Origin of the sequence: Vermiculatibacterium agrestimuris (genome assembly GCF_943193085.1) — a bacterium.
GTDB classification, from domain to species: Bacteria; Bacillota; Clostridia; order Oscillospirales; family Oscillospiraceae; genus Vermiculatibacterium; species Vermiculatibacterium agrestimuris.
Genome location: NZ_CALPCU010000010.1, coordinates 1 through 19,871 on the forward strand (window position 1 = coordinate 1; position 19,871 = coordinate 19,871).

Sequence of the window (19,871 nt, forward strand, 5' to 3'; positions counted from 1 at the left end):
CACTTGTGAAAAGGACTTCCGTCCTCTTCTGGTGTTGTCTTGTCTTCACGTTGTTTAATTTACAAGGTGCACGCCGCGCAGTCGTTTTCGCTGCGAACTTGATTACTCTACCACAGAGCGCAGCTTTTGTCAAGCACTTTTTTCAATTTTTCGAATTTTTTTCGAAGTCCTTGAAAACCCTTGACTTTTCGACAGACGCTCGGATAATATACCAGACCTCAAATTAAAAGTCAACACTTTTTTCCAGCTTATTTCCCACTTTTTTTCGCTTTCAAATTATGTCAACCTTTTTATGTCTCCTACCTTATATAAATATACCTCTTAAACCCCCAGAAAACATTTACCCCCCGGCCATCCAATGTGACCGGGGGGTTACCACTGGTTGGGTTCGATCAATTTACTTTACCTCGCTTTCTGCAGGATGTTCGCTTGGCTGAGACTTTGGAACTGGACGCATTTCTCACTTCACAGCTGCCGTTTCCCTCTTGGTGCACTTCGGTCTTCCTTCTTCAACGATACTTCGCTTCAGATGGTCTTGCCGGTGCTTCGCTCACACACGTGAGATGGGGTGGGTCTGTTCTCGCTGGGAAATCGCCGGTTCGGATCTCGCTTCGCCGGGACGCTGTTGGCCGCCCCTTCCAGAAAGGGTTTTTCTGGCTGGACTTCTTAGCCCATTGGATTCACCTCTTTCGTTCTGGCTACATTGTACAGGAAACTCACGAGTTTGTCAATATGTTTTTATGGATTTTTTATAAAAAATTTTTCCATAAGAAAAAAGGGCGGCCTCAAGGCCGCCCCGCGCTCATCCCAAGCCCAGCAATACCAGTAAAACGCCGTAGATCACGCTGGCGCTGATCCCGAAGACCAGCACCGGCCCGGCGATGACGAACATCTTGGCCGCCACGCCCATCACCAGGCCCTCGCTTTTAAATTCCAGGGCCGGCGAGACCACCGCGTTGGCAAAGCCGGTGATGGGCACCAGCGTTCCCGCCCCGGCGTGCTTTGCGATCTTGTCAAACAGCCCCAGCCCTGTCAGCACCGCCGCCAGGAAGATGAGGGAAATAGAGGTGGCCGCCCCCGCCTCGTCCGGGCCCAGGCCGCAGGACTTGAACAAATTCATCAGTCCCTGGCCCAGCACACAGATAAGCCCGCCTACACAGAAGGCCCAGACGCAGTTTTTCCCGCTGGGCGAGGACTTGGATTTACTGTTGACATATTTGCCGTAATCGGTGTTGGTCATATCCATACTCACACGCCTCCCTTTTGGAAATAGTTTGGCGCGCTTTGTCCGTTTTATTCATTTTTTGCCCAGGCTAAGAGAGGGCGCAGGCTCTTTCCGGATCGGTTTCCCGGAGATAGAGTTCCTCTGAAATTTTTTCACTCCACGCCCCGGAGCAGCTCCTCCGCGGAGATCTCAAAGAGCTTCGCCAGGGCCAGCAGGTTGGAGGTGCTGGGCTCCGAAGCTCCGCTCTCCCACTTGCTCACCGCCTGGCGGGAGACTCCCAGCCGCTCCGCCACAAATTCCTGGGTCATGTTTCGCTCCAGCCGATGGGTCTTGATTGTCTCCCCCAGGCTTTTGCGCACGGCGGCGGTCTCCGGCCGGCTGCCGCCGTCGCTGATGTACTTTCGCAGGGCCTTGATGACCAGGTAGACCACATAGAAAAATACCCCGTATATCATCAGAATGATGGGAAATACGATAAGATTGAAGCGCATTGGAACATTCCTCCTTTTTTCAACTGTTTTCAGTATAGCATAAAAACCACCCGGTTCCACCAACTATGCCGAAAAAATTGGTTGCCCTCCGGTTGCGCGCCCTTTTTCTTCCCTTTTTTCTCCCCCTGTGCTATGATAGGAGCAATCAAAAAGGAGATGATCTCATGCGGGAGCTGAAGCCCGGCGCTATCTACACCCACTTTAAGGGAAACAAGTACAAAGCCCTCTTTACCGCCCTCCACTCGGAGACCCAGGAGCCTATGGTGGTCTACCAGGCCCTCTACGGAGACTTTGGCTATTATGTCCGGCCGCTGGATATGTTTCTGTCTGAGGTGGATCACGAAAAGTATCCCCAGGCGGGGCAGAAATACCGCTTTCAGCTGGAAACGGAAGGCTTTTAATGCAGGAGGCCGCCATGGGCGAAAAAACAGCCGCGCCCCAGTTTATCCAAGTCCGGGGCGCGCGGGTGCACAATTTGAAAAACATCGACGTGGATATCCCCCTGAACCAGATCGTCGGGGTGGCCGGGGTCTCCGGCTCGGGAAAATCCTCTCTGGCCCTGGGGGTGCTCTACGCCGAGGGCTCCCGCCGCTATCTGGACTCTCTTTCCGCATATACGAGAAGGCGGATGTCCCAGGCCGCCAAGGCCCAAGTGGACGACGTGCTCTACATCCCCGCCTCCCTGGCCCTCCACCAGCGGCCGGGTGTCCCCGGTATCCGCAGCACCTTCGGCACAGGCACAGAGCTTTTGAACTCTCTGCGGCTCATGTTCTCCCGGCTGGCCAGCCACCGCTGCCCCAAGGGCCATGCTCTGCCGCCCACCCTGGCGGTGGCGGCGGGCCAGGCGCTCACCTGCCCGGAATGTGGAGAAACGTTCTTCGCCCCCAGCGCAGAGGAGCTGTCCTTCAACAGTCAGGGCGCCTGCCGCGCCTGCGGCGGCACCGGTGTGATCCAAAGCGTGGATCGCGCCGCCCTGGTGCCTGACGAGTCTCTCTCTATCGACGAGGGGGCCGTGCTCCCCTGGCGCACCCTCATGTGGTCGTTGATGACCGACGTGTGCCGGGCCATGGGGGTGCGCACCGACGTGCCCTTCCGGGAGCTGACCCAGGCGGAGCGGGACATCGTCTTCAACGGCCCAGCCGAAAAAAAGCACATCTTCTATAAGCCGAAGGACTCCAACGACGCCGCGGAGCTGGACTTCACCTACTATAACGCCGTCTACACCGTGGAAAACGCCCTGCGTAAGGTCAAGGACGAAAAGGGCATGAAACGGGTGGAGAAATTCTTAAAGCAGGAGCTCTGCCCCCACTGCGGGGGCACTCGCCTCTCCGAGGCCGCCAGGGCTCCCAGGCTCCGGGGCATCTCACTGGACGAGGCCTGCCAGATGACCCTGGAGCAGCTGACGGCTTGGGTGGAGGGCGTTCCGGCCTCCCTGCCGCCGGAGATGGGCCCCATGGCCCGGAGCATCTGCGACTCTTTTCACCTCTCCGCCAAACGGCTCATGGATCTGGGCCTGGGCTACCTCACCTTAGACCGCGCCTCCGCCACCCTCTCCACCGGGGAGCGGCAGAGGATGCAGCTGGCCCGGGCCGTGCGCAACCGCACCACCGGCGTTCTCTACGTGCTGGACGAGCCCTCCATCGGCCTCCACCCCGCCAATATGGCGGGCCTCACCGCCGTCATGGACGACCTGGTGGCCGACGGCAACTCCGTTTTGCTGGTGGATCACGACATCCAGATCCTCTCCCACGCCGATTGGATCGTGGAGCTGGGCCCCCAGGCCGGCTCCGGCGGCGGACGGATCATCGCCCAGGGGACGACGGCGGCCCTGGCGGCTGACCCCGCCTCCATGATCGGCCCCTTCCTCTCCGGGCGGCGGGGCGCCGTAATAAAACCGCCGCTATCCTCCCCGGAGCTCTTTTCCACTGGACGGATCCACCTGTCCACCGAAGCCATCCATACGGTAAAGCCCCTGGAGGCGGACATCCCCAAGGGCAGACTCACCGTGGTCACCGGAGTCTCCGGCTCCGGTAAGACCACCCTTATTTTGGACAGTCTTGTCCCCGGCCTGGCGCGCGCCGCCGCCGGGTCGACGCTTCCCCCGCATGTCCGCGAGGTAGACTGCGGCGGGATCCGGCAGGTGAAACTCATCGACGCCACCCCCATCGGCGTCAACGTCCGCTCCACTGTGGCCACATATGCCAACATCCACGACGAGTTGCGCAAGTTCTTTGCCCGCCAGAGCCAGGCCAAGGCTCTGGGGCTCAAGGCAGGGGACTTTTCCTACAACACCGGCGCCCTGCGCTGTCCGGTGTGCGACGGCACCGGGGTCATCAGCCTGGATGTACAGTTCCTCCCCGACGTGGATATCCCCTGTCCCGATTGCCATGGTTCCCGGTATGCCAGACAGGCTGAAAACGTGACCTATCCCACCAGGGCAGGGGAAAGCTGGTCGCTGCCCCAGCTCATGGCCATGGACGTGGACGCCGCCCTGATCGCCTGCAAGGAGATAAAGCTGGTGGCTCAACGGCTGCAGGTCTTGCACGACCTGGGTCTGGGCTACCTGACCCTGGGGGAGGCCACCCCCAGCCTCTCCGGCGGCGAGGCCCAGCGGCTGAAGCTGGCCAGTGAAATGGGCAGGGCCCAGGGCGACTCCCTCTTCGTCTTCGACGAGCCCACCATCGGCCTCCATCCTCTGGATGTGGAGACCCTGCTGGAGGTGTTCCGCACCCTCATGGCGCAGGGGGCCACCGTGGTAGTCATCGAGCACGACCTGGACGTGATCCGCAGCGCCGACTACGTCATCGACATGGGCCCGGGCGGCGGCGAGGCGGGAGGCCGGATCGTGGCCGCCGCGCCACCCGCGCTTCTGGCTCAAGATCAGGAGAGCGTCACAGGCAGATATCTGCGGGAGATATGAAAAGAGCGCTTCCCTGCCGGGAAGCGCTCTTTTTTATTCTCTCATTTTCGCCGGCTGTCACATCAGCTTCACGGTGTAGTAGACCGCCATGATCAGAAGCCAGGCCGCCACCGCTCCGTACAGCACCACAGAGGGCACGCTGAACAGGCTGACGATGAGCACCCCAAGCGCCACCGCCGCGCCGGTGTAGAGCAAGGCGTAGTTGGCGTCCTTACCAAAGATCCGCAGGCTCTTGCCCTGCCACTCCACCAGGCCCTGGCCGCTCTGGGCCTTCCTGGTCAGCAGCGCGCCCAGAAGCACCAGCACCACAGACAGCGCCACATAGGCGTAGAAGATGGTGGAGTGTCCCGCGCCCCAAACGCCCAGCAGCGCCAACACGCCGCCGCAGGCGATAAAGAAGAATTCCCGCTGATAGAGATAGTAGACGAGCGCCAGAACGACCACCACAGGCACCACGTAGAGCAGCAGCTCCACGCCCCGGAAGTTGCTCATGTTGTAGAAAAACCACACCCCAAAGCAGCACAGGGAAAGCCCGATGAGGAACAGGCACAGCCCACCGGGCAGCGTGCTCTTCTTGCCTGCGCTCCTGACGTTTTTCCACCAGTACCCCGCCGCCGCCGCACACACCAGTGCGGCTACCGCCAGGATCTTCATAGCGGTGCACACCGCCGTGTGGATGGCGTACTCGGACACCTTACTGTATATAACATAACGATTGAGCAGGAGCAGGAAGAATTCCAGCACCACGCCCCCCACCATCCAGCACAGGATGCGGTTAAGTGCGGCCTCCTCAGCTTTCGCCTTGGCCAGCTTCGCTTGCTTCACGTTTTTATCCATTTGCACATCTCCTGTGAATCCCCGGCCAAAAGGGCGGGTGAGTTCATTCTTGCCTATTTTAACAGAAAATAACCATTTTTGCAACAGAAAAAACCGAGGGCTCCGTCTTCATAAAATTGTAAGCGTTTTGTTGTTGTTTTTTCCTTATATCCAGCTATAATGGGTACAGTACGAACAAAGAGAAAGGAATGTGACCCAATGCTTCACTCCAGAAAGGGAACGGCGCTTTTGTTGGCCCTCTCCCTCGTGTTTACCCTTGGCGCCTGTGGCGGAGGCGACCCCAACGCCGCCGCTTCCGCCTCTCCCTCTCCCGAACCTGTGCCCACCGCCACAGAGGAGCCCGTCCCGGAGGACAGCGTCCAGCCCACCACGCCTCCTGTGCCTCTGGTGCCCTGGGGCCCCGACCAGGTGGTGGAGCATCTCTTCTTCCATCCGGTCATCGCCTATCCCCAGTGGGCCTTCCACGACTGTCCCTCCTCCCAGTCCCAGAAGGAGGGCCTGGACGACTGGATGGTCACGGTGGACGAGTACAATAAGATCCTGCAAAGCGTCTACGACAAAGGCTATATCATGGTGAGCATGAACGATGTGTGGAGCGAGGTCACCGATGAAAACGGTGTGGCCCGGATGCAGCGCAACACACTTATGATCCCTGAGGGGAAAAAGCCCCTTATCATATCCTTTGACGACACCAACTATTATGACTATATGCTGGAGGAGGGCTTCACCTCCAAGCTGGTGCTTGGCTCCGACGGGGAGATCTGGGCCGAGTGCACCGACCCCTATACCGGAGAGACCTTCCTGACTCAGGACTTGGACGCCATCACTATTTTGGACAAATTTGTCCGGGAGCATCCCGACTTTTCTCTCAACGGCGTCAAGGGCTGCCTCTCCCTCACCGGCTACCAGGGCATCCTGGGCTACCGCACCCAGAACGACATCGACATTAAGGCGGATGACCCTGCCCGCCCCGACTTCGACGCCAACCGGGAGAAGGAGCGGGATGCGGTGAAGCCCATTATCCAGCGACTGAAGGAGACCGGCTGGTACTTCGGTTCCCACACCTGGGGCCATATCAATTTGGCCAACAGCTCTATGGAGCGCATCCAGCGGGACACCAAACGCTGGGAGGAGGAAGTGGGCAGTCTGGTGGGCCCCACCAACATTCTCTTCTATCCCCACGGCGCCCGGCCTGACGGCGACCACGACCAGGGCGAGAGCTACGGCGAGCAGTTCAAATGGCTCCAGAGCTTCGGCTTCCGCATCTTCGCCAGCGTGGGCATCAGTTCCTATTCCCAGGTGAAGACCACCATCTCCGCTGTGATCTGCGACCGGCTCCATCCCGACGGCACCACTCTCCGGGGCGGCAGGAGCGGCAAGACCCTCCAACAGTATATCCAGTTCTACGACTGCCGGGAGATCATTGACCTGGACGTGCGTCCCAACCTGGGCGTTACCTGGAGTTGGTAAATTTCTATTGAAAGGAGCTTTTCCATGACTGACCGCGAACTGGCCGACCTGGCCTATGACATGCTGAAGCGTTCCTATGTCCCCTACTCTAAGTTCCCTGTGGGGGCCGCTATCCTCTGCGCCGACGGCACGGTGTTCACCGGCTGCAACATCGAAAACGCCGCCTACGGCTCCACCATCTGCGCCGAACGCACCGCCTTGGTCAAGGCGGTGAGCGAGGGCCACCGGGACGATCTCGTCCGCATCGCCGTGGTGGGTGAGTCGGAGAACTACTGCTGGCCCTGCGGCTCCTGCCGCCAGATGCTCTATGAGTTTGCTCCCGACCTGGAGTTCCTGGTGGGCAAAGCCGATCGCAGCTTCGTCAAGCTCTCCTTTGCGGAGCTGCTCCCCCATGGCTTCGGCCCCAAGAGCCTGAACTGAGCGATATGTAAAAAGGACGCCCCCTCCGCCTGGAGGTGGCGTCCTTTTTTTATTCCATTCAGCTCTCCACCTTGTCTCCCGCCGCCTTTTTCAGGTCGGCGGCCGTGAGCGCCATGAGGGCGTCCTTGTCCACCGCCTCCAGCGCCGCCACCCGGTCGGACTGGCAGGCCACACTGCGCTCGAAGAAATTCCGGGCGTCCCTGGCATTGCCGAAGTTCTCGTCCCGGTCTTCGTACATCTCCGTCAAGACCTGCTTGGCGTAGGTTTGGGCCTCCCCGTCCAAGGCGTAGCCGTTCTTCTCGCACATGGACTGGAAGATCTGGAACAGCTCCTGGCCGGTATAGTCCTCAAAATAAAAATACTTGTTGAACCGGCTCTCCAGTCCGGGATTGGAGTGGATGAAGTCGGCCATCAAATCGGTGTATCCCGCCACGATGACCACCAGATCGTCCCGGTGATCCTCCATACTTTTAAGCAGCACCTCCACCGCCTCCTGGCCAAAATCGTTCTGGCCGGTATGGCTGGTGAGGGCGTAGGCCTCGTCGATAAAAAGCACGCCCCCCAGCGCTTTGGCGACGACCTCCTGGGTCTTGAGCGCAGTCTGCCCTACGAACCCCGCCACCAAGCCGGAGCGGTCTACCTCTACCAGCTGGCCCTTGGAGAGCACCCCGATGGCGTGGTAGAGCTTGCTGAGCAGCCGGGCCACTGTGGTCTTGCCCGTGCCGGGGTTGCCCATGAATACCAGGTGGAGGGACAGGGGCGGCACGGGAAGCCCCTCCTTCTCCCGGAGCTTGCGCACCTTCACCAGGTTCACCAGGCTTTTCACGTCGGCCTTCACCTTGTCAAGCCCACACAGGCCGTCCAGCTCCGCCATCAGCTCCTCCAGGGTCTCCTCCGGCTCCGCCGGGGCCTGCTGTGCCGCCTCTTCCCCTCCGGGCGCGGAGGCGGCCGCCGGGGATCCGTCAGCCCCCGCCATTGGCTTGGCGGTGACGAAATCCCTGGCGTCCAGGGGAGTCTTGCCCCCCTCCAGCCCATCTTTGTCGCACAGGCGGGTGAGGGCGTCGGCGCATTGGTTTACATAACCTGCCTCCGGATCGCTCACCACTCCGTCCACCGAGGCAAAGAGCAGGGCCATGAGGGTATAGAGGTCGATGAACCGGCGGGAGAGCTGACTTTTGGAGACCTTATCCACCGCCCGCATCCGGTGGAAGAAGTCGGGACTCTGGAAGCTCGGGCTGTTGGCCACACTGGTGCCCAGCTCCCAGAAAAGGATGGACGGGGCGGGGTTGCCCCGGAGATAGAGGGCGTTATAGTACTCCACGTAGCCGGGGGTCACCGGGCCGCCGTCCGCCTTCCACACGCCCAGGGCGGCGGAGCGGAAGAAATCGTCCACCTCCCCCTTCAGCCGCACCCGGAGGGCGGCGTCGGGGACGGAGCGGATGAAGGCCCCTACCCCCTCCTCATACTGCTTGTGTACCTCCGCCGGCGAAAGCGGTGTTTTCATAGCCGGTCACCTCAACTTCCTATTGTTCTTCATTATAGCCCCTGCATCCCCATTTTGCAACAAAGAAGCAGGGGGATTTCTCCTGCTCTTGACTTTCCCCACTTTCCGCATTACAATGGCAATTACTGTTCTTGGAAGGAGGAAACGCCATGTCCATCTATTTCGATCACGCCGCCACCACCCCCGTCTGTCCCGAGGCCGTCCAGGCCGCGGCGGAAGCCATGACGGCGGGCTTCGGCAACCCCTCCTCCCTGTACCCTATCGGCAAGGAGGCCGCCCAGCGGCGGGAGGCTGACCGGGCCGTCATCGCCAAGGCCTTGGGGTGCCTGCCCCAAGAGCTTTTCTTCACCTCCTGCGGCACCGAGGGGGACAACTGGGCCATCTCCGCCGCCGTGGAACTGAACCGGAAAAAGGGGAACCATATCGTCACCACCGCCATTGAGCACGACGCGGTGCTCCAGCCCATGAAGGCCCTTCAGCGTCAAGGCTTTGAGGTCACCTTCCTCTCCCCGGACAGAGAGGGTCATATCGACCCCCAGGCGGTCTGCGCCGCCATCCGCCCCGACACCATCCTGGTGTCCATGATGCTGGTGAACAACGAGACTGGGGCCATCCTCCCCATACAGGCCGCCGCCGGGGCCATCAAGGCCGCGGGCTCTCCCGCCCTTCTGCACACCGACGCGGTGCAGGGCTTCCTGAAGGTGCCCTTCACCCCCAAGGAGCTGGGGGCCGACCTGGTGACCGTCTGCGGTCATAAGATCCGGGCCCCCAAGGGTATTGGAGCCCTTTATATCAGAAAGGAGCTCATCTCCAAACTGCCGCCCCTGATGCTGGGCGGCGGCCAGGAGGGCGGCCTGCGCCCCGGCACCGAGCCCACCGCCCAGATCGCCGCCTTTGCCGCCGCAGTGGCGGCCTGGGAGCCGGGCTTCTCTGCCCATATCCGCTCCGTGCGGGACTACGCCGCCGAGACCCTCGCCCCCATCCCCGGCGTGACGCTCATCAGCCGGGGAGACGCCCCCCACATTCTGGCCCTGTCCCTGCCCGACTTCTCCGGCCAGTCGGTGGTGGAGGCCCTTGGCGGCCAGGGTGTCTGCATCTCCTCCGGCTCCGCCTGCCACCGGGGCAAGCCCAGCCATGTCTTCGCCGCCATGCCCCTTCCTCCCAAGGTGCGCCTGGGGGCGCTGCGCCTCTCCTTCGGCCCGGAGAGCACCAGGGAAGAGGTGGACGAGCTGGCAGCGCTGGTGGGGCATATGTGCGAGAAGCGGACGCTTCTTTTTGAATGATCCTTCGGCCTTTTGCGGACGGCCTTTCCTTAAATGAGGTGATTTTTTGTTTTCCTATATGAAGCGGGGCAGGGACTTTTACCGGACTGTCCTGTCCCTGGCCATCCCCATCGTCCTGCAAAACCTTATCACCACCTCCATGGGTCTGCTGGACACCTTCATGGTCGGCATGCTGGGTGAGACCCCCCTGGCCGCCGTCACTATGGCCAACATCCCCATCTTTGTTGAGCAGCTGATGATCTTCGGCTTCCAGAGCGGCTCGTCGGTGCTCATCAGCCAGTTCTACGGCAAAAATGACGAGGACTCCATCAACCAGGTGCTGGGCATTGCCTTCTACATCTCCGGGGGGCTGACTCTGCTCTTCGGCTGTATCATGTGCTTCTTCCCCCTGGAGTTTATGGGGCTGTTCGGCAATGATGCCGTTGTCGTGGGCACGGCCGCCCAATACATCCGTATCGTGGCCTTCTCCATCTTCTTCGGCGGCCTGTCTGAGGTGTACATCGCCGCCCACCGCTCCATGGCCAACCCCAAGCTTGGCCTCTATATCCTGGCGGTGTCGGTGCTGAGCAATACCTTCTTTAACTGGGTGTTCATCTTCGGCAAGCTGGGCGCCCCCGCCATGGGAGTGGAGGGCGCCGCCCTGGCCACGTTGATGGCCCGAATCCTCCAGTTCCTCATCGCCCTGCTCCACATTCTCTTGAATAAGCGCTTCCGTCTCAAGCCCGCCCAACTCCTGCGCCCCAGCAGGGCCATGCTTCGCCGGTACATCCACTACGCCACCCCGGTGCTCTTCAACGAGACCTTCTGGGGTCTGGGCACCGCCCTCTACCCCACCATTATGGGCCACATGGCCGGTTCTCAGGCCATTCTGGCTGCCTACGGCATCTCCGGCAACATTGAAAAACTGGCCACCTCTCTGGTCTTCGCCGTGGGCGGCACCACCGCCATCATCATCGGCAACGAGATCGGCGCAGGGCGGCGGGAAACGGTCTACGACGTGGGCCTGGCCCTGAATACCCTGGCCTTTCTGACCGGACTTATCGCGGGACTGACGATGATCGGCCTCACCTTCCTCTTCTTCCGGCCGGTGGTCTACCCCTTCTTCCACCTCTCCGACCAGGCCGCCGACATCGCGGCCATGATGAGCGTAGTCACCTTCTCCTTCCTGTCGGTACGCTCCTTCAACACCACTAACGTGGTGGGCGTGCTCCGGGGAGGCGGCGATGTGCGGGCTGCCTCCCTTATCGACCTAAGCTCCCTGTGGCTGGTGTCCATCCCCCTGGCCGCCCTGTCTGGCCTGGTGTTTCAGTGGGGTATCCTGGCGGTTTGCCTGTGCATCTCCCTGGACAACGTTATCAAGTTCTTCTTCGGCGTGGCCCGGCTGCGCTCCGGGGTCTGGATCCGGGATGTGACCGTCAGTTAAGTCCTTTTGGCAATCCCACCCCCTCTCCGCTAACGGCGGACGTCTCTCCACGCAGAGGCGTCCGCCGTCTTTTTTTCGCAATTTCATTGCAGAATTCATATTTTATTTACAACCCCAGCTATTGACTTTATTCCCTGCCGGTGGTACATTATATTAGCACTCAGGAGTTGCGAGTGCTAAAACGACACTGAGGTGATGGTCTTGGATCTGAGCGAGAGAAAAAAGAAAATACTCCGGGCCGTCATCGAAAGCTACGTCCAGACCGCCGAGCCCATCGGCTCCAAGGCGGTGGCCGACCTGGCGGGGCTCAACGTCTCCTCCGCCACTATCCGCAACGACATGGCGGATCTGGAGGAGCAGGGCTATCTGGAGCAGCCCCACACCTCCGCGGGGCGCATCCCCTCCCCCAAGGGCTACCGGCTCTACGTCAACGAGCTGATGGACGAGTACAAGCTCTCCATGCAGGAGACCGATCGGATCAACGCCGCTCTTCACATGCGCATGAAGGCGCTGGATAAGGTCATCGACGAGGCGGGCCGGGTGGTGGCCAAGCTGACCCAATACCCCGCCTTCGCCCTGGCCGCCGCGCCGGAGCAGGTGACCATCCGCCGGTTCGATCTTCTTCTGGTGGAGCAAAACGCCTTCATCGCCGTGGTGATGACTGACACCAACGTGGTGCGAAACAAGCTCTTCCGTCTGGACCGGGAGTTCAGCCAGGCCCAGCTGCAAATGCTGGGAACCCTTCTGAACACCGGCTTCACCGGCCTGACTCTGGCTCAGCTCTCCCCGGAGCTGCTGCGGGTGGCACAGCACGCCGCCCAGGAGGCCTACGACCTCATCGAGCTGGTGGTGAGCTTTGCCGGCGAGGTGCTGGAGGAGCTGACCCGGCGCAGTGTCCACACCGCGGGCATCGCCAATCTGCTGGATCATCCGGAGTATCAGAGCCTGGAAAAGGCTCAGCCCCTCATGAGCTTCCTCTCCGAGGAGGAGTTCCGTCCCTTCTCCCTGGGTGAGCAGAGCGGCGTGGGTGCCGACATCGTCATCGGCCCGGAGAACGTGGCCGAGGCACTGAAGGACTCCAGCGTGGTCATGGCAAGCTACGACCTGGGCGACGGGATGCGGGGCCTCATCGGTGTGGTGGGCCCCACCCGAATGGATTACGCCAAGATCTCCGCCCGGCTTTCCTATTTCGCCAAGGGCCTTTCCTGGATCGTCAGCCAGGGAGGGCTTCCGCCGGGAACAGAGGATCCCAAATAAAACCAACACTTAGGAGGCTCGTTTGCCCATGAGCAAAAAAGAGAAAAAGACCGCGGCTCCCGAGGCCGAGGAGCAGACCGTCGTCCCCACCGAGGATGTTCAGCCCGAGGCCCAAGTCCAGCCGGAGGAGGCCGAGGCCCCTGCCGTCCCCGACGAGACGGAGGCTCTGCGCGCGCAGATCGCCGACCAGGAGGACAAATTCCTGCGCCTGTGCGCCGAGTATGACAACTTCCGCCGCCGCTCCAAGCAGGAGAAGGATGCGCTCTACGCCGACGCCACCGCCGACGCGGTGAAGGCCCTGCTCCCCGTCTTTGACAACCTGGAGCGGGCCCTCCAGCAGGAGACCACCGACGAGGCCTACAAAAAGGGCGTGGAGATGACCATGGCGGGACTGCGCAAGGCCTTTGAAAGCCTGGGCGTCACCGAGATCGACGCCGCCGGCCAGAGCTTTGACCCCAACATCCACAACGCGGTGATGCACATTGAGGACGAGACTCTGGAAGAGAACGTGGTCTCCCAGGTCTTCCAGGCGGGGTTCAAGCTGGGTGACAAGGTCATCCGCTTCGCTATGGTACAGGTAGCAAATTAACATCGTTGAAAAGAAAATTTACGATACACTGGAGGAATCTATTATGTCTAAGATCATCGGGATCGACCTGGGTACGACCAATTCCTGCGTGGCGGTGATGGAGGGCGGCGAGGCCGCCGTCATCGCCAACGCCGAGGGCAACCGCACCACCCCTTCCGTGGTGGCCTTCTCCAAGGAGGGCGAGCGGATGGTGGGCCAGGTGGCCAAGCGGCAGGCAGTGACCAACCCTGACCGCACCGTGGCCTCCATTAAGCGGGAGATGGGCAGCGACTACAAGGTCACCATCGACGGCAAAGCCTACACCCCGCAGGAGATCTCCGCCATGATCCTGCAGAAGCTCAAGAGCGACGCTGAGTCCTATTTGGGCGAGAGCGTCACCGAGGCGGTCATCACCGTGCCCGCCTACTTTACCGACGCCCAGCGCCAGGCCACCAAGGACGCCGGCCGCATCGCGGGCCTGGACGTCAAACGCATCATCAACGAGCCCACCGCCGCGGCCCTGGCCTATGGCATCGATAAGGAGTCCGATCAGAAGGTCATGGTCTATGACCTGGGCGGCGGCACTTTCGACGTCAGCATCCTGGAGATCGGCGACGGCGTCATCGAAGTGTTGGCCACCGCCGGCAACAACCGCCTGGGCGGCGACGACTTCGACAAGTGCGTCATGGACTGGATGGTTGCTGAATTCAAGAAGGACACGGGCATCGACCTCAGCGGCGACAAGGTGGCTATGCAGCGGCTGAAGGAGGCCGCCGAGAAGGCCAAGATCGAGCTCTCCGGCGTCACCAGCTCCAACATCAACCTTCCTTATATCACCGCCGACGCCACCGGCCCCAAGCATCTGGATCTGACCCTGACCCGGGCCAAGTTCGACCAACTCACCGCCCATCTGGTAGACGCCACCTCCGGCCCTGTACGCCAGGCCATGAGCGACGCGGGCCTTTCCGGCAACGACATCTCTAAAGTCCTGATGGTGGGCGGCTCCAGCCGGATCCCCGCCGTGCAGGACATGGTAAAGAAGCTCACCGGGAAAGAGGGCTTCAAGGGCATCAACCCCGACGAGTGTGTGGCCATGGGCGCGGCGCTTCAGGGCGGCGTGTTCACCGGTGACACCAAGGGCCTGCTGCTTCTGGACGTCACCCCCCTCAGCCTAGGCGTGGAGACCATGGGCGGCGTGTTCACTAAGCTCATCGAGCGCAACACCACCATCCCCGCCAAGAAGAGCCAGATCTTCACCACCCCCGCCGACAACCAGACCAGCGTGGAAGTCCACGTGCTCCAGGGCGAGCGTGAGATGGCCCAGTACAACAAGACCCTGGGCCGGTTCAATCTGGACGGCATCGCCCCGGCCCGGAGAGGCGTGCCTCAGATCGAGGTCACCTTCGACATCGACGCCAACGGCATCGTCAACGTCTCCGCCAAGGATCTGGGCACCGGCAAGGAGCAGCACATCACCATCACCTCCTCCACCAACATGTCTAAGGACGACATCGACAAGGCCGTGAAGGAGGCCCAGCAGTTCGCCGCCGAGGACGCCAAGAAGAAGGAAGAGGTAGAGGTGCGCAACCAGGGCGAGCAGATGGTCTACCAGGCCGAGAAGACCATCGAGGAGCTGGGCGACAAGCTGGAAGCCGGCGACAAGTCCACCCTGGACGCGGCTCTCAATAAGCTGAAGGAGGCCCTGAAGGGCAGCGACTGCGCCGCCATCAAGGCCGCCACCGAGGCGCTGAGCCAGGCCTTCTATCCCATCACCGAGAAGCTCTACCAGCAGGCAAACCCCCAGGCCGGCCAGCCCGGCCCCGACATGGGCGGCGCCGGCTTCGGCGCTCAGCAGCCCGGCCCCGGCGGCGATGACGGCGTGGTGGACGCGGACTACACGGTAGTGGACGACGAATAAGAAGCGTGGAGCAAGGGCCTGCGAGGAAAGCGACCGAGCGCCCAGACCCTTGCGCAACGTGACATGACTTTCTAACAGGAAGCGGCGGAAAAGCTCCGCCGCATTCCTGCTGTAAGAAGAGGTGAGCACAAACATATGCCCGAGCAAAAACGAGATTATTATGAAGTCCTGGGGGTGTCCCGGGGCGCCTCGGATGATGAGCTGAAAAAGGCCTACCGGAAGATGGCCAAGCAGTACCACCCCGACCTCCACCCCGGCGACAAGGAGGCCGAGGCCAAATTCAAGGAGGTCAACGAGGCCTACGAAGTTCTCTCTGACAAACAAAAGCGCGCCCGTTACGACCAGTACGGTCACGCCGGAGTGGATCCCTCCTTCGGCGGCGGCCCCGGGGGCGGCTTCGGCGGCTTCGACATGGGGGACATCGACCTGGGCGACATTTTCGGCTCCTTCTTCGGCGGGGGCTTCGGCGGTTCGCAGCGGGCCAATCCCAACGGCCCCCGGAAGGGGGAGACCCTCCGCGCCAGCGTCACCATCTCCTTTGAGGAGGCGGCCTTCGGCTGTGAAAAGGAGCTGAACCTCTCCCGGGCGGAGACCTGCGACGCGTGCAAGGGCAGCGGCTGCGCCAGCGGCACCACGCCGGAGACCTGTCCCACCTGCCACGGCACGGGCACCATCCGCATCCAGCGGGGCGGCGGGGCCTTTACCTTTGCCACCACCGCTCCCTGCACCCGATGCCATGGCACAGGCAAGATCATCCACACGCCCTGCGACCACTGTCACGGCTCCGGCCAGGTGCGCAAGCAGCGGAAGATCACCGTGTCCATCCCCGCCGGCATCGACAACGGCCAGGCCATTTCCCTCCGGGGACAGGGCGGGGCCGGAGTCAACGGCGGCCCCGCAGGGGATCTGCTGATCTCCGTCACCGTCCGGCCCAGCGACAGGTTCCGGCGGGATGGGACGGCGGTTTACATGGAGCACACCGTCACCTTCGCCCAGGCGGCGCTGGGGACAAAGCTCACCCTTCCCACCATCGACGGCAATGTGGAGTATGACATGCCTGCCGGCACCCAGCCGGGGACGGTGTTCCGCCTGCGGGGCAAGGGCATCCCCTCGGTGAGCGGCCGGGGCCGGGGCGACCAGTTCGTCACCATCCGGGTATCGGTGCCCACCTCTCTCACCGGCGAGCAGCGGGAGGCTCTGCTGGCCTACGCCAAGGCCATGGGGGAGGACGCGCCCGAGCCGAAAGGATTTTTTGACAAGCACAGGAAGAAAAGGTAAAATAGTGGGGCAGAATTTCTCTGCCCCACTATTTTCTACTCTCCGGAGGTCGCTCCATGAGATACGTCACTCCCTCCATCTTGTTCGCCCTGGTCACCCTGGGCTGTGTGCTCCTCTTCCTGTGGTGGTATTGCGCCGCCCGGGGCGGGGCCTCTCCCCTGGCCCATGACAGCCTCCTGTCCCAGCTGGGGGCCCGGCCCGTCTCCATCCCCGCCACGCAGCAGCGGCTCTCCTTCGCCGGGAAGCTGCACCCCATGGAGCGGAGAGATCGGATCGCGGCGCTCCTCATCACCCTGGTCTACGCCGTCACCGCCTTTTTCCAGCTGGGAGACACAAGGGCTCCCCAGAATTTCTACGACTTCGGGGAGAGAGGTCAGGTCACCATCGCCCTCTCCGGCGAGCCTCTCAATGTCCAGGGCATCCGCTACTACACCGGCCTGGGCGTGGGGGGCCGCGTCTCCGGCGAGGACGGCCGGGCCTACAACGTGGAGGTCTCCGCCGACGGGGAGAACTGGTATACGCTCTGGCAAAAGAAGGAAGATCCCGAGGACGCCAGCAAGGTCACCGGGTATTACTGGGCCGACGCGGCGGACTTTTCCCCCAGCTTTGCCCTGACCCAGAAGTACAACCAGCTGTTTAAGTGGCTGGAGGTCAAGACCGACGCCCCCGCGCAGGTACGTTATCTTCGGATCACCGGCAACGCCCAGGTGAAATATCTGGAGGTGCGCTCCGGGCCGGACAGTGTCCGCTCCGAGCCCCGCTACCTCCTGGAGCTGGGCCGGCTGTGTCTGCTGGACGAAGCGGGAGAGCCCATCCCCTTCCACTGGGCCATGGCCGACGGCTCCCCCATCCCCGAGGCGCTGACGGAGCTGTTCTCCGTGGACGAGCTGGTGCCGGAGCGATCCTCCTGGCACAACTCCACCTATTTTGACGAGATCTATCACGCCCGCACCGCCAAGGAAAACATCAACGGGGTCTATCCCTACGAGTGGACTCATCCCCCTCTGGGCAAGCTCATCCTGAGCGTGGGCATCCGCCTGTTCGGCATGACCCCCTTCGGCTGGCGGTTCATGGGCGCGCTCTTTGGAGTGGGGATGCTCCCCATCCTCTATGTGTTCCTGAAAAACATGTTCGGCAAGACCCCGACCGCCGCCTGCGGCACCATCCTTTTCGCCTGTGAGTTCATGCACCTGACCCAGACGAGGATCGCCACCATCGACACCTATGCCGTATTCTTCATCCTCGCCATGTACTTTTTCATGTACCGTTACCTCACCCTCCCGGCGGGAACGCCCTTCTCCAGGGGTGCCCTGCCCCTGTTCCTGTCCGGACTCATGTGGGGCCTGGGTATGGCCTCCAAGTGGACGGTGATCTACGGCGCTTTGGGCCTGGCGGTGGTCTACTTCATGGGCTTCTACCAGAAAATGCGGGACTGGCCGGAGGAGAGCGAAGTCAAGCGGGGCCTCTGGGTGGCCCAGACCCTTCTCTTCTCCGTGTTCTGCTTCATTTTAATGCCCCTTTGCATCTATACCGCCTCCTACCTCCCCTACGCCCAGGCTTTGGGTGTGGATCTGTCCCTGGGCAACACCCTGTCCGGGGCGGGGCGGAGCCTGCCGGTACTCTTCCAAAACCTGTGGGAGCGGTTCTTTGTCCCGGAGGTCTCCAAGCTGGAGGGCTATCGGGCTGCGGCCATCCCCAACGACAGTCTGGCCGGCATCATGGCCAAAAACCAGTGGGATATGCTCACCTACCACCAGGGCGTGGGGGACTTCCACCCCTATTCCTCCCGGTGGTTCCAATGGATCGTGAACGCCCGGCCCATCCTCTACTATATGGACAACGAGGTGTCCGGCTTCACCACCCGTTTCGCCGCCTTTGCTAATCCCGTGGTCTGCTGGGGCGGCCTTGGGGCCATCCTCATCTGCGCCTGCCATTCCTTCCGGAGACTGTGGAGCAAAGCCGCCTTTCTAACGGCCCTGGGCCTCGCCGCCCTGTTTTTCATCTATCACTCGGAGCTGGAGAAAAACAACGCTTTCTGGCCGGAGCAGGCCGGGCAGGTGCTCAATCGCAACTGGATCATTCTCATCGCCTGTCTGCTCCTCTATCTGGCCCTGCGCGCCTTCCTGCTCCTCCACGCCCCGGGGTATGACGGCAAGGCGGCCTTCATTTTCGTGGCCTACCTCTCCCAGCTGGCCCCCTGGTGGCTCATTGGCCGCACCACCTTTGAGTACCACTACTTCCCCTCCATCCTGTTCCTGGTCTTCGCCCTGACCTATCTCTTCAACGGGCTTATGGAGGCAGACCGGGGCTGGCGGGTGCCGGTCTACGGCCTCACCGCCCTGGCCGCCGCCCTCTATCTACTCTTTTATCCCGTGCTCATCGGCTTGACCATCCCCACCTGGTACGAGCCTTTGGTCAAGTGGATCGAATCCTGGCCCTTTTAACGAAAAGCGCATCAAGGATGTGAAATTATGTTAACCGATTGCCACATGCACACCCTCTGCTCCCCTGACGGCTGCGCCCCCCTGGCAGATATGGCCGCCGCCGCCCTCAAGGCCGGCATGTCCGCCATCTGCGTCACCGACCATTGCGACCTGCTGGACGTCCACGGCCAGCCCGACAGCTCTTTCCGCTGGAAACCCATCGAGGAGCAGCTCTCCCTGGCCCGGCCGCAGTTCGCCGGGGCTCTCCCCATCCGCATGGGTGTGGAGCTGGGCGAGGCCTGGGAGGATCCAGCGCTCTCCCAGCGCATCACCTCCCACCCCGAGCTGGACTTTGTCATCGGCTCTGTCCATAACCTGAGCCGGGAGGACGGGGGGCTGGACTTTTATTATGTAAACTACGACTGCGAGGAGATCTGCCACAAAGTCCTGCGCTCCTACTTCGGCTGCATGGAGGCGCTGTCCCAATTGGACTGCTTCGACGTGGTGGGCCATGTGATCTATCCCCTGCGCTACATGAACATACGGGATGGCAACCACGTGACCCTGGACGCCTATCTCCCCCAGCTGGAGCGCATTTTCCACAATCTCATCGCCCATGATAAGGGTATTGAGGTCAACACCTGCCGGGGCCAGACCGTGGAGGACTGGCGGCAGACCCTCGCCCTTTACCGGGACTGCGGCGGGCGCATCATCACCCTGGGCAGCGACGCCCACGAGCCCCGGGACGTGGGCAAGGGCATCGCCCAGGCGGCGGCCCTTTTGAAGGAATACGGCTTCGACCTGGCGGTCTTTGAAAAACGCCAGCCCCATTTTATCAAATTGTAAGGAGGAAT

The 19,871-nt window shown here is 61.7% G+C and carries 16 protein-coding genes; 12 read left to right on the forward strand and 4 right to left on the reverse strand.

Annotation, left to right across the window (positions count from 1 at the left end):
- Nucleotides 1–802: 802 nt before the first annotated feature.
- Together spoVAC and NFR87_RS04855 are read right to left on the reverse strand one after the other, a co-directional pair.
- A complete protein-coding gene (gene spoVAC / locus NFR87_RS04850) occupies nucleotides 803–1,246 on the reverse strand; it encodes a stage V sporulation protein AC (RefSeq protein ID WP_251447166.1) in 444 nt (147 codons plus the stop codon).
- A 131-nt stretch (nucleotides 1,247–1,377) separates the two neighbouring features.
- A complete protein-coding gene (locus NFR87_RS04855) occupies nucleotides 1,378–1,716 on the reverse strand; it encodes a helix-turn-helix domain-containing protein (RefSeq protein WP_251447168.1) in 339 nt (112 codons plus the stop codon).
- A 164-nt stretch (nucleotides 1,717–1,880) separates the two neighbouring features.
- On the opposite strand from NFR87_RS04855, the gene NFR87_RS04860 reads away from it, so the two are divergent.
- Complete coding sequence (locus NFR87_RS04860; RefSeq protein ID WP_338147038.1) at nucleotides 1,881–2,117, forward strand: DUF1653 domain-containing protein; 237 nt, start codon at nucleotides 1,881–1,883, stop codon at nucleotides 2,115–2,117.
- 14 nt (nucleotides 2,118–2,131) lie between these two features.
- Nucleotides 2,132–4,636 (forward strand): excinuclease ABC subunit UvrA, encoded by a 2,505-nt coding sequence (locus NFR87_RS04865; RefSeq protein ID WP_251447171.1) that lies wholly within the window; start codon nucleotides 2,132–2,134, stop codon nucleotides 4,634–4,636.
- Between the two features lie 57 nt (nucleotides 4,637–4,693).
- Here the strand turns inward: NFR87_RS04865 and NFR87_RS04870 are convergent, their stop codons facing one another.
- A complete protein-coding gene (locus tag NFR87_RS04870; protein WP_251447174.1) occupies nucleotides 4,694–5,473 on the reverse strand; it encodes a hypothetical protein in 780 nt (259 codons plus the stop codon).
- 198 nt (nucleotides 5,474–5,671) lie between these two features.
- Here NFR87_RS04870 and NFR87_RS04875 point away from each other — a divergent pair, with 198 nt between their 5' ends.
- Nucleotides 5,672–6,943: a polysaccharide deacetylase family protein gene (locus NFR87_RS04875; RefSeq protein WP_251447177.1), complete on the forward strand. Its 1,272-nt coding sequence runs from the start codon at nucleotides 5,672–5,674 to the stop codon at nucleotides 6,941–6,943.
- 24 nt (nucleotides 6,944–6,967) lie between these two features.
- Complete coding sequence (locus NFR87_RS04880; protein WP_251447180.1) at nucleotides 6,968–7,363, forward strand: cytidine deaminase; 396 nt, start codon at nucleotides 6,968–6,970, stop codon at nucleotides 7,361–7,363.
- A gap of 58 nt (nucleotides 7,364–7,421) precedes the next feature.
- Here the strand turns inward: NFR87_RS04880 and NFR87_RS04885 are convergent, their stop codons facing one another.
- A complete protein-coding gene (locus tag NFR87_RS04885) occupies nucleotides 7,422–8,867 on the reverse strand; it encodes an AAA family ATPase (RefSeq protein ID WP_251447182.1) in 1,446 nt (481 codons plus the stop codon).
- A 149-nt stretch (nucleotides 8,868–9,016) separates the two neighbouring features.
- Here NFR87_RS04885 and NFR87_RS04890 point away from each other — a divergent pair, with 149 nt between their 5' ends.
- The 8 genes from NFR87_RS04890 (at nucleotide 9,017) to NFR87_RS04925 (ending at nucleotide 19,863) form a co-directional block, all read left to right on the forward strand.
- The gene (locus NFR87_RS04890; protein ID WP_251447184.1) at nucleotides 9,017–10,150 is read left to right on the forward strand and encodes a cysteine desulfurase family protein; all 1,134 of its coding nucleotides are present in this window, start codon (nucleotides 9,017–9,019) and stop codon (nucleotides 10,148–10,150) included.
- A 46-nt stretch (nucleotides 10,151–10,196) separates the two neighbouring features.
- Nucleotides 10,197–11,573 carry an MATE family efflux transporter gene (locus tag NFR87_RS04895; RefSeq protein ID WP_251447185.1) on the forward strand — a complete coding sequence of 459 codons (1,377 nt, stop codon included), beginning with the start codon at nucleotides 10,197–10,199 and terminating at the stop codon, nucleotides 11,571–11,573.
- Between the two features lie 195 nt (nucleotides 11,574–11,768).
- Nucleotides 11,769–12,830: a heat-inducible transcriptional repressor HrcA gene (gene hrcA, locus NFR87_RS04900; protein ID WP_420910704.1), complete on the forward strand. Its 1,062-nt coding sequence runs from the start codon at nucleotides 11,769–11,771 to the stop codon at nucleotides 12,828–12,830.
- A 28-nt stretch (nucleotides 12,831–12,858) separates the two neighbouring features.
- Entirely contained in the window at nucleotides 12,859–13,419 is a 561-nt protein-coding gene (grpE, locus tag NFR87_RS04905; RefSeq protein ID WP_251447189.1) for a nucleotide exchange factor GrpE, read from the forward strand.
- Nucleotides 13,420–13,462: 43 nt separating this feature from the next.
- Nucleotides 13,463–15,316 (forward strand): molecular chaperone DnaK, encoded by a 1,854-nt coding sequence (gene dnaK / locus NFR87_RS04910; protein WP_251447191.1) that lies wholly within the window; start codon nucleotides 13,463–13,465, stop codon nucleotides 15,314–15,316.
- A 135-nt stretch (nucleotides 15,317–15,451) separates the two neighbouring features.
- Nucleotides 15,452–16,594, forward strand: a complete 1,143-nt coding sequence (gene dnaJ, locus NFR87_RS04915; protein WP_251447193.1) for a molecular chaperone DnaJ — start codon at nucleotides 15,452–15,454, stop codon at nucleotides 16,592–16,594.
- Between the two features lie 56 nt (nucleotides 16,595–16,650).
- Nucleotides 16,651–19,038, forward strand: coding sequence for a phospholipid carrier-dependent glycosyltransferase (locus NFR87_RS04920; protein WP_251447194.1), 2,388 nt, complete (start codon nucleotides 16,651–16,653; stop codon nucleotides 19,036–19,038).
- 27 nt (nucleotides 19,039–19,065) lie between these two features.
- A complete protein-coding gene (locus NFR87_RS04925; RefSeq protein ID WP_251447196.1) occupies nucleotides 19,066–19,863 on the forward strand; it encodes a histidinol-phosphatase HisJ family protein in 798 nt (265 codons plus the stop codon).
- Nucleotides 19,864–19,871 lie beyond the last annotated feature (8 nt).

What these genes read in the sequence shown, in the direction of transcription:
- spoVAC (WP_251447166.1), bottom strand. Translation starts at nt 1,246, where the DNA reads ATGGATATGACCAACACCGATTACGGCAAATATGTCAACAGTAAATCC.
- NFR87_RS04855 (WP_251447168.1), bottom strand. Translation starts at nt 1,716, where the DNA reads ATGCGCTTCAATCTTATCGTATTTCCCATCATTCTGATGATATACGGG.
- NFR87_RS04860 (WP_338147038.1), top strand. Translation starts at nt 1,881, where the DNA reads ATGCGGGAGCTGAAGCCCGGCGCTATCTACACCCACTTTAAGGGAAAC.
- NFR87_RS04865 (WP_251447171.1), top strand. Translation starts at nt 2,132, where the DNA reads ATGGGCGAAAAAACAGCCGCGCCCCAGTTTATCCAAGTCCGGGGCGCG.
- NFR87_RS04870 (WP_251447174.1), bottom strand. Translation starts at nt 5,473, where the DNA reads ATGGATAAAAACGTGAAGCAAGCGAAGCTGGCCAAGGCGAAAGCTGAG.
- NFR87_RS04875 (WP_251447177.1), top strand. Translation starts at nt 5,672, where the DNA reads ATGCTTCACTCCAGAAAGGGAACGGCGCTTTTGTTGGCCCTCTCCCTC.
- NFR87_RS04880 (WP_251447180.1), top strand. Translation starts at nt 6,968, where the DNA reads ATGACTGACCGCGAACTGGCCGACCTGGCCTATGACATGCTGAAGCGT.
- NFR87_RS04885 (WP_251447182.1), bottom strand. Translation starts at nt 8,867, where the DNA reads ATGAAAACACCGCTTTCGCCGGCGGAGGTACACAAGCAGTATGAGGAG.
- NFR87_RS04890 (WP_251447184.1), top strand. Translation starts at nt 9,017, where the DNA reads ATGTCCATCTATTTCGATCACGCCGCCACCACCCCCGTCTGTCCCGAG.
- hrcA (WP_420910704.1), top strand. Translation starts at nt 11,769, where the DNA reads ATGGTCTTGGATCTGAGCGAGAGAAAAAAGAAAATACTCCGGGCCGTC.
- grpE (WP_251447189.1), top strand. Translation starts at nt 12,859, where the DNA reads ATGAGCAAAAAAGAGAAAAAGACCGCGGCTCCCGAGGCCGAGGAGCAG.
- dnaK (WP_251447191.1), top strand. Translation starts at nt 13,463, where the DNA reads ATGTCTAAGATCATCGGGATCGACCTGGGTACGACCAATTCCTGCGTG.
- dnaJ (WP_251447193.1), top strand. Translation starts at nt 15,452, where the DNA reads ATGCCCGAGCAAAAACGAGATTATTATGAAGTCCTGGGGGTGTCCCGG.
- NFR87_RS04920 (WP_251447194.1), top strand. Translation starts at nt 16,651, where the DNA reads ATGAGATACGTCACTCCCTCCATCTTGTTCGCCCTGGTCACCCTGGGC.
- NFR87_RS04925 (WP_251447196.1), top strand. Translation starts at nt 19,066, where the DNA reads ATGTTAACCGATTGCCACATGCACACCCTCTGCTCCCCTGACGGCTGC.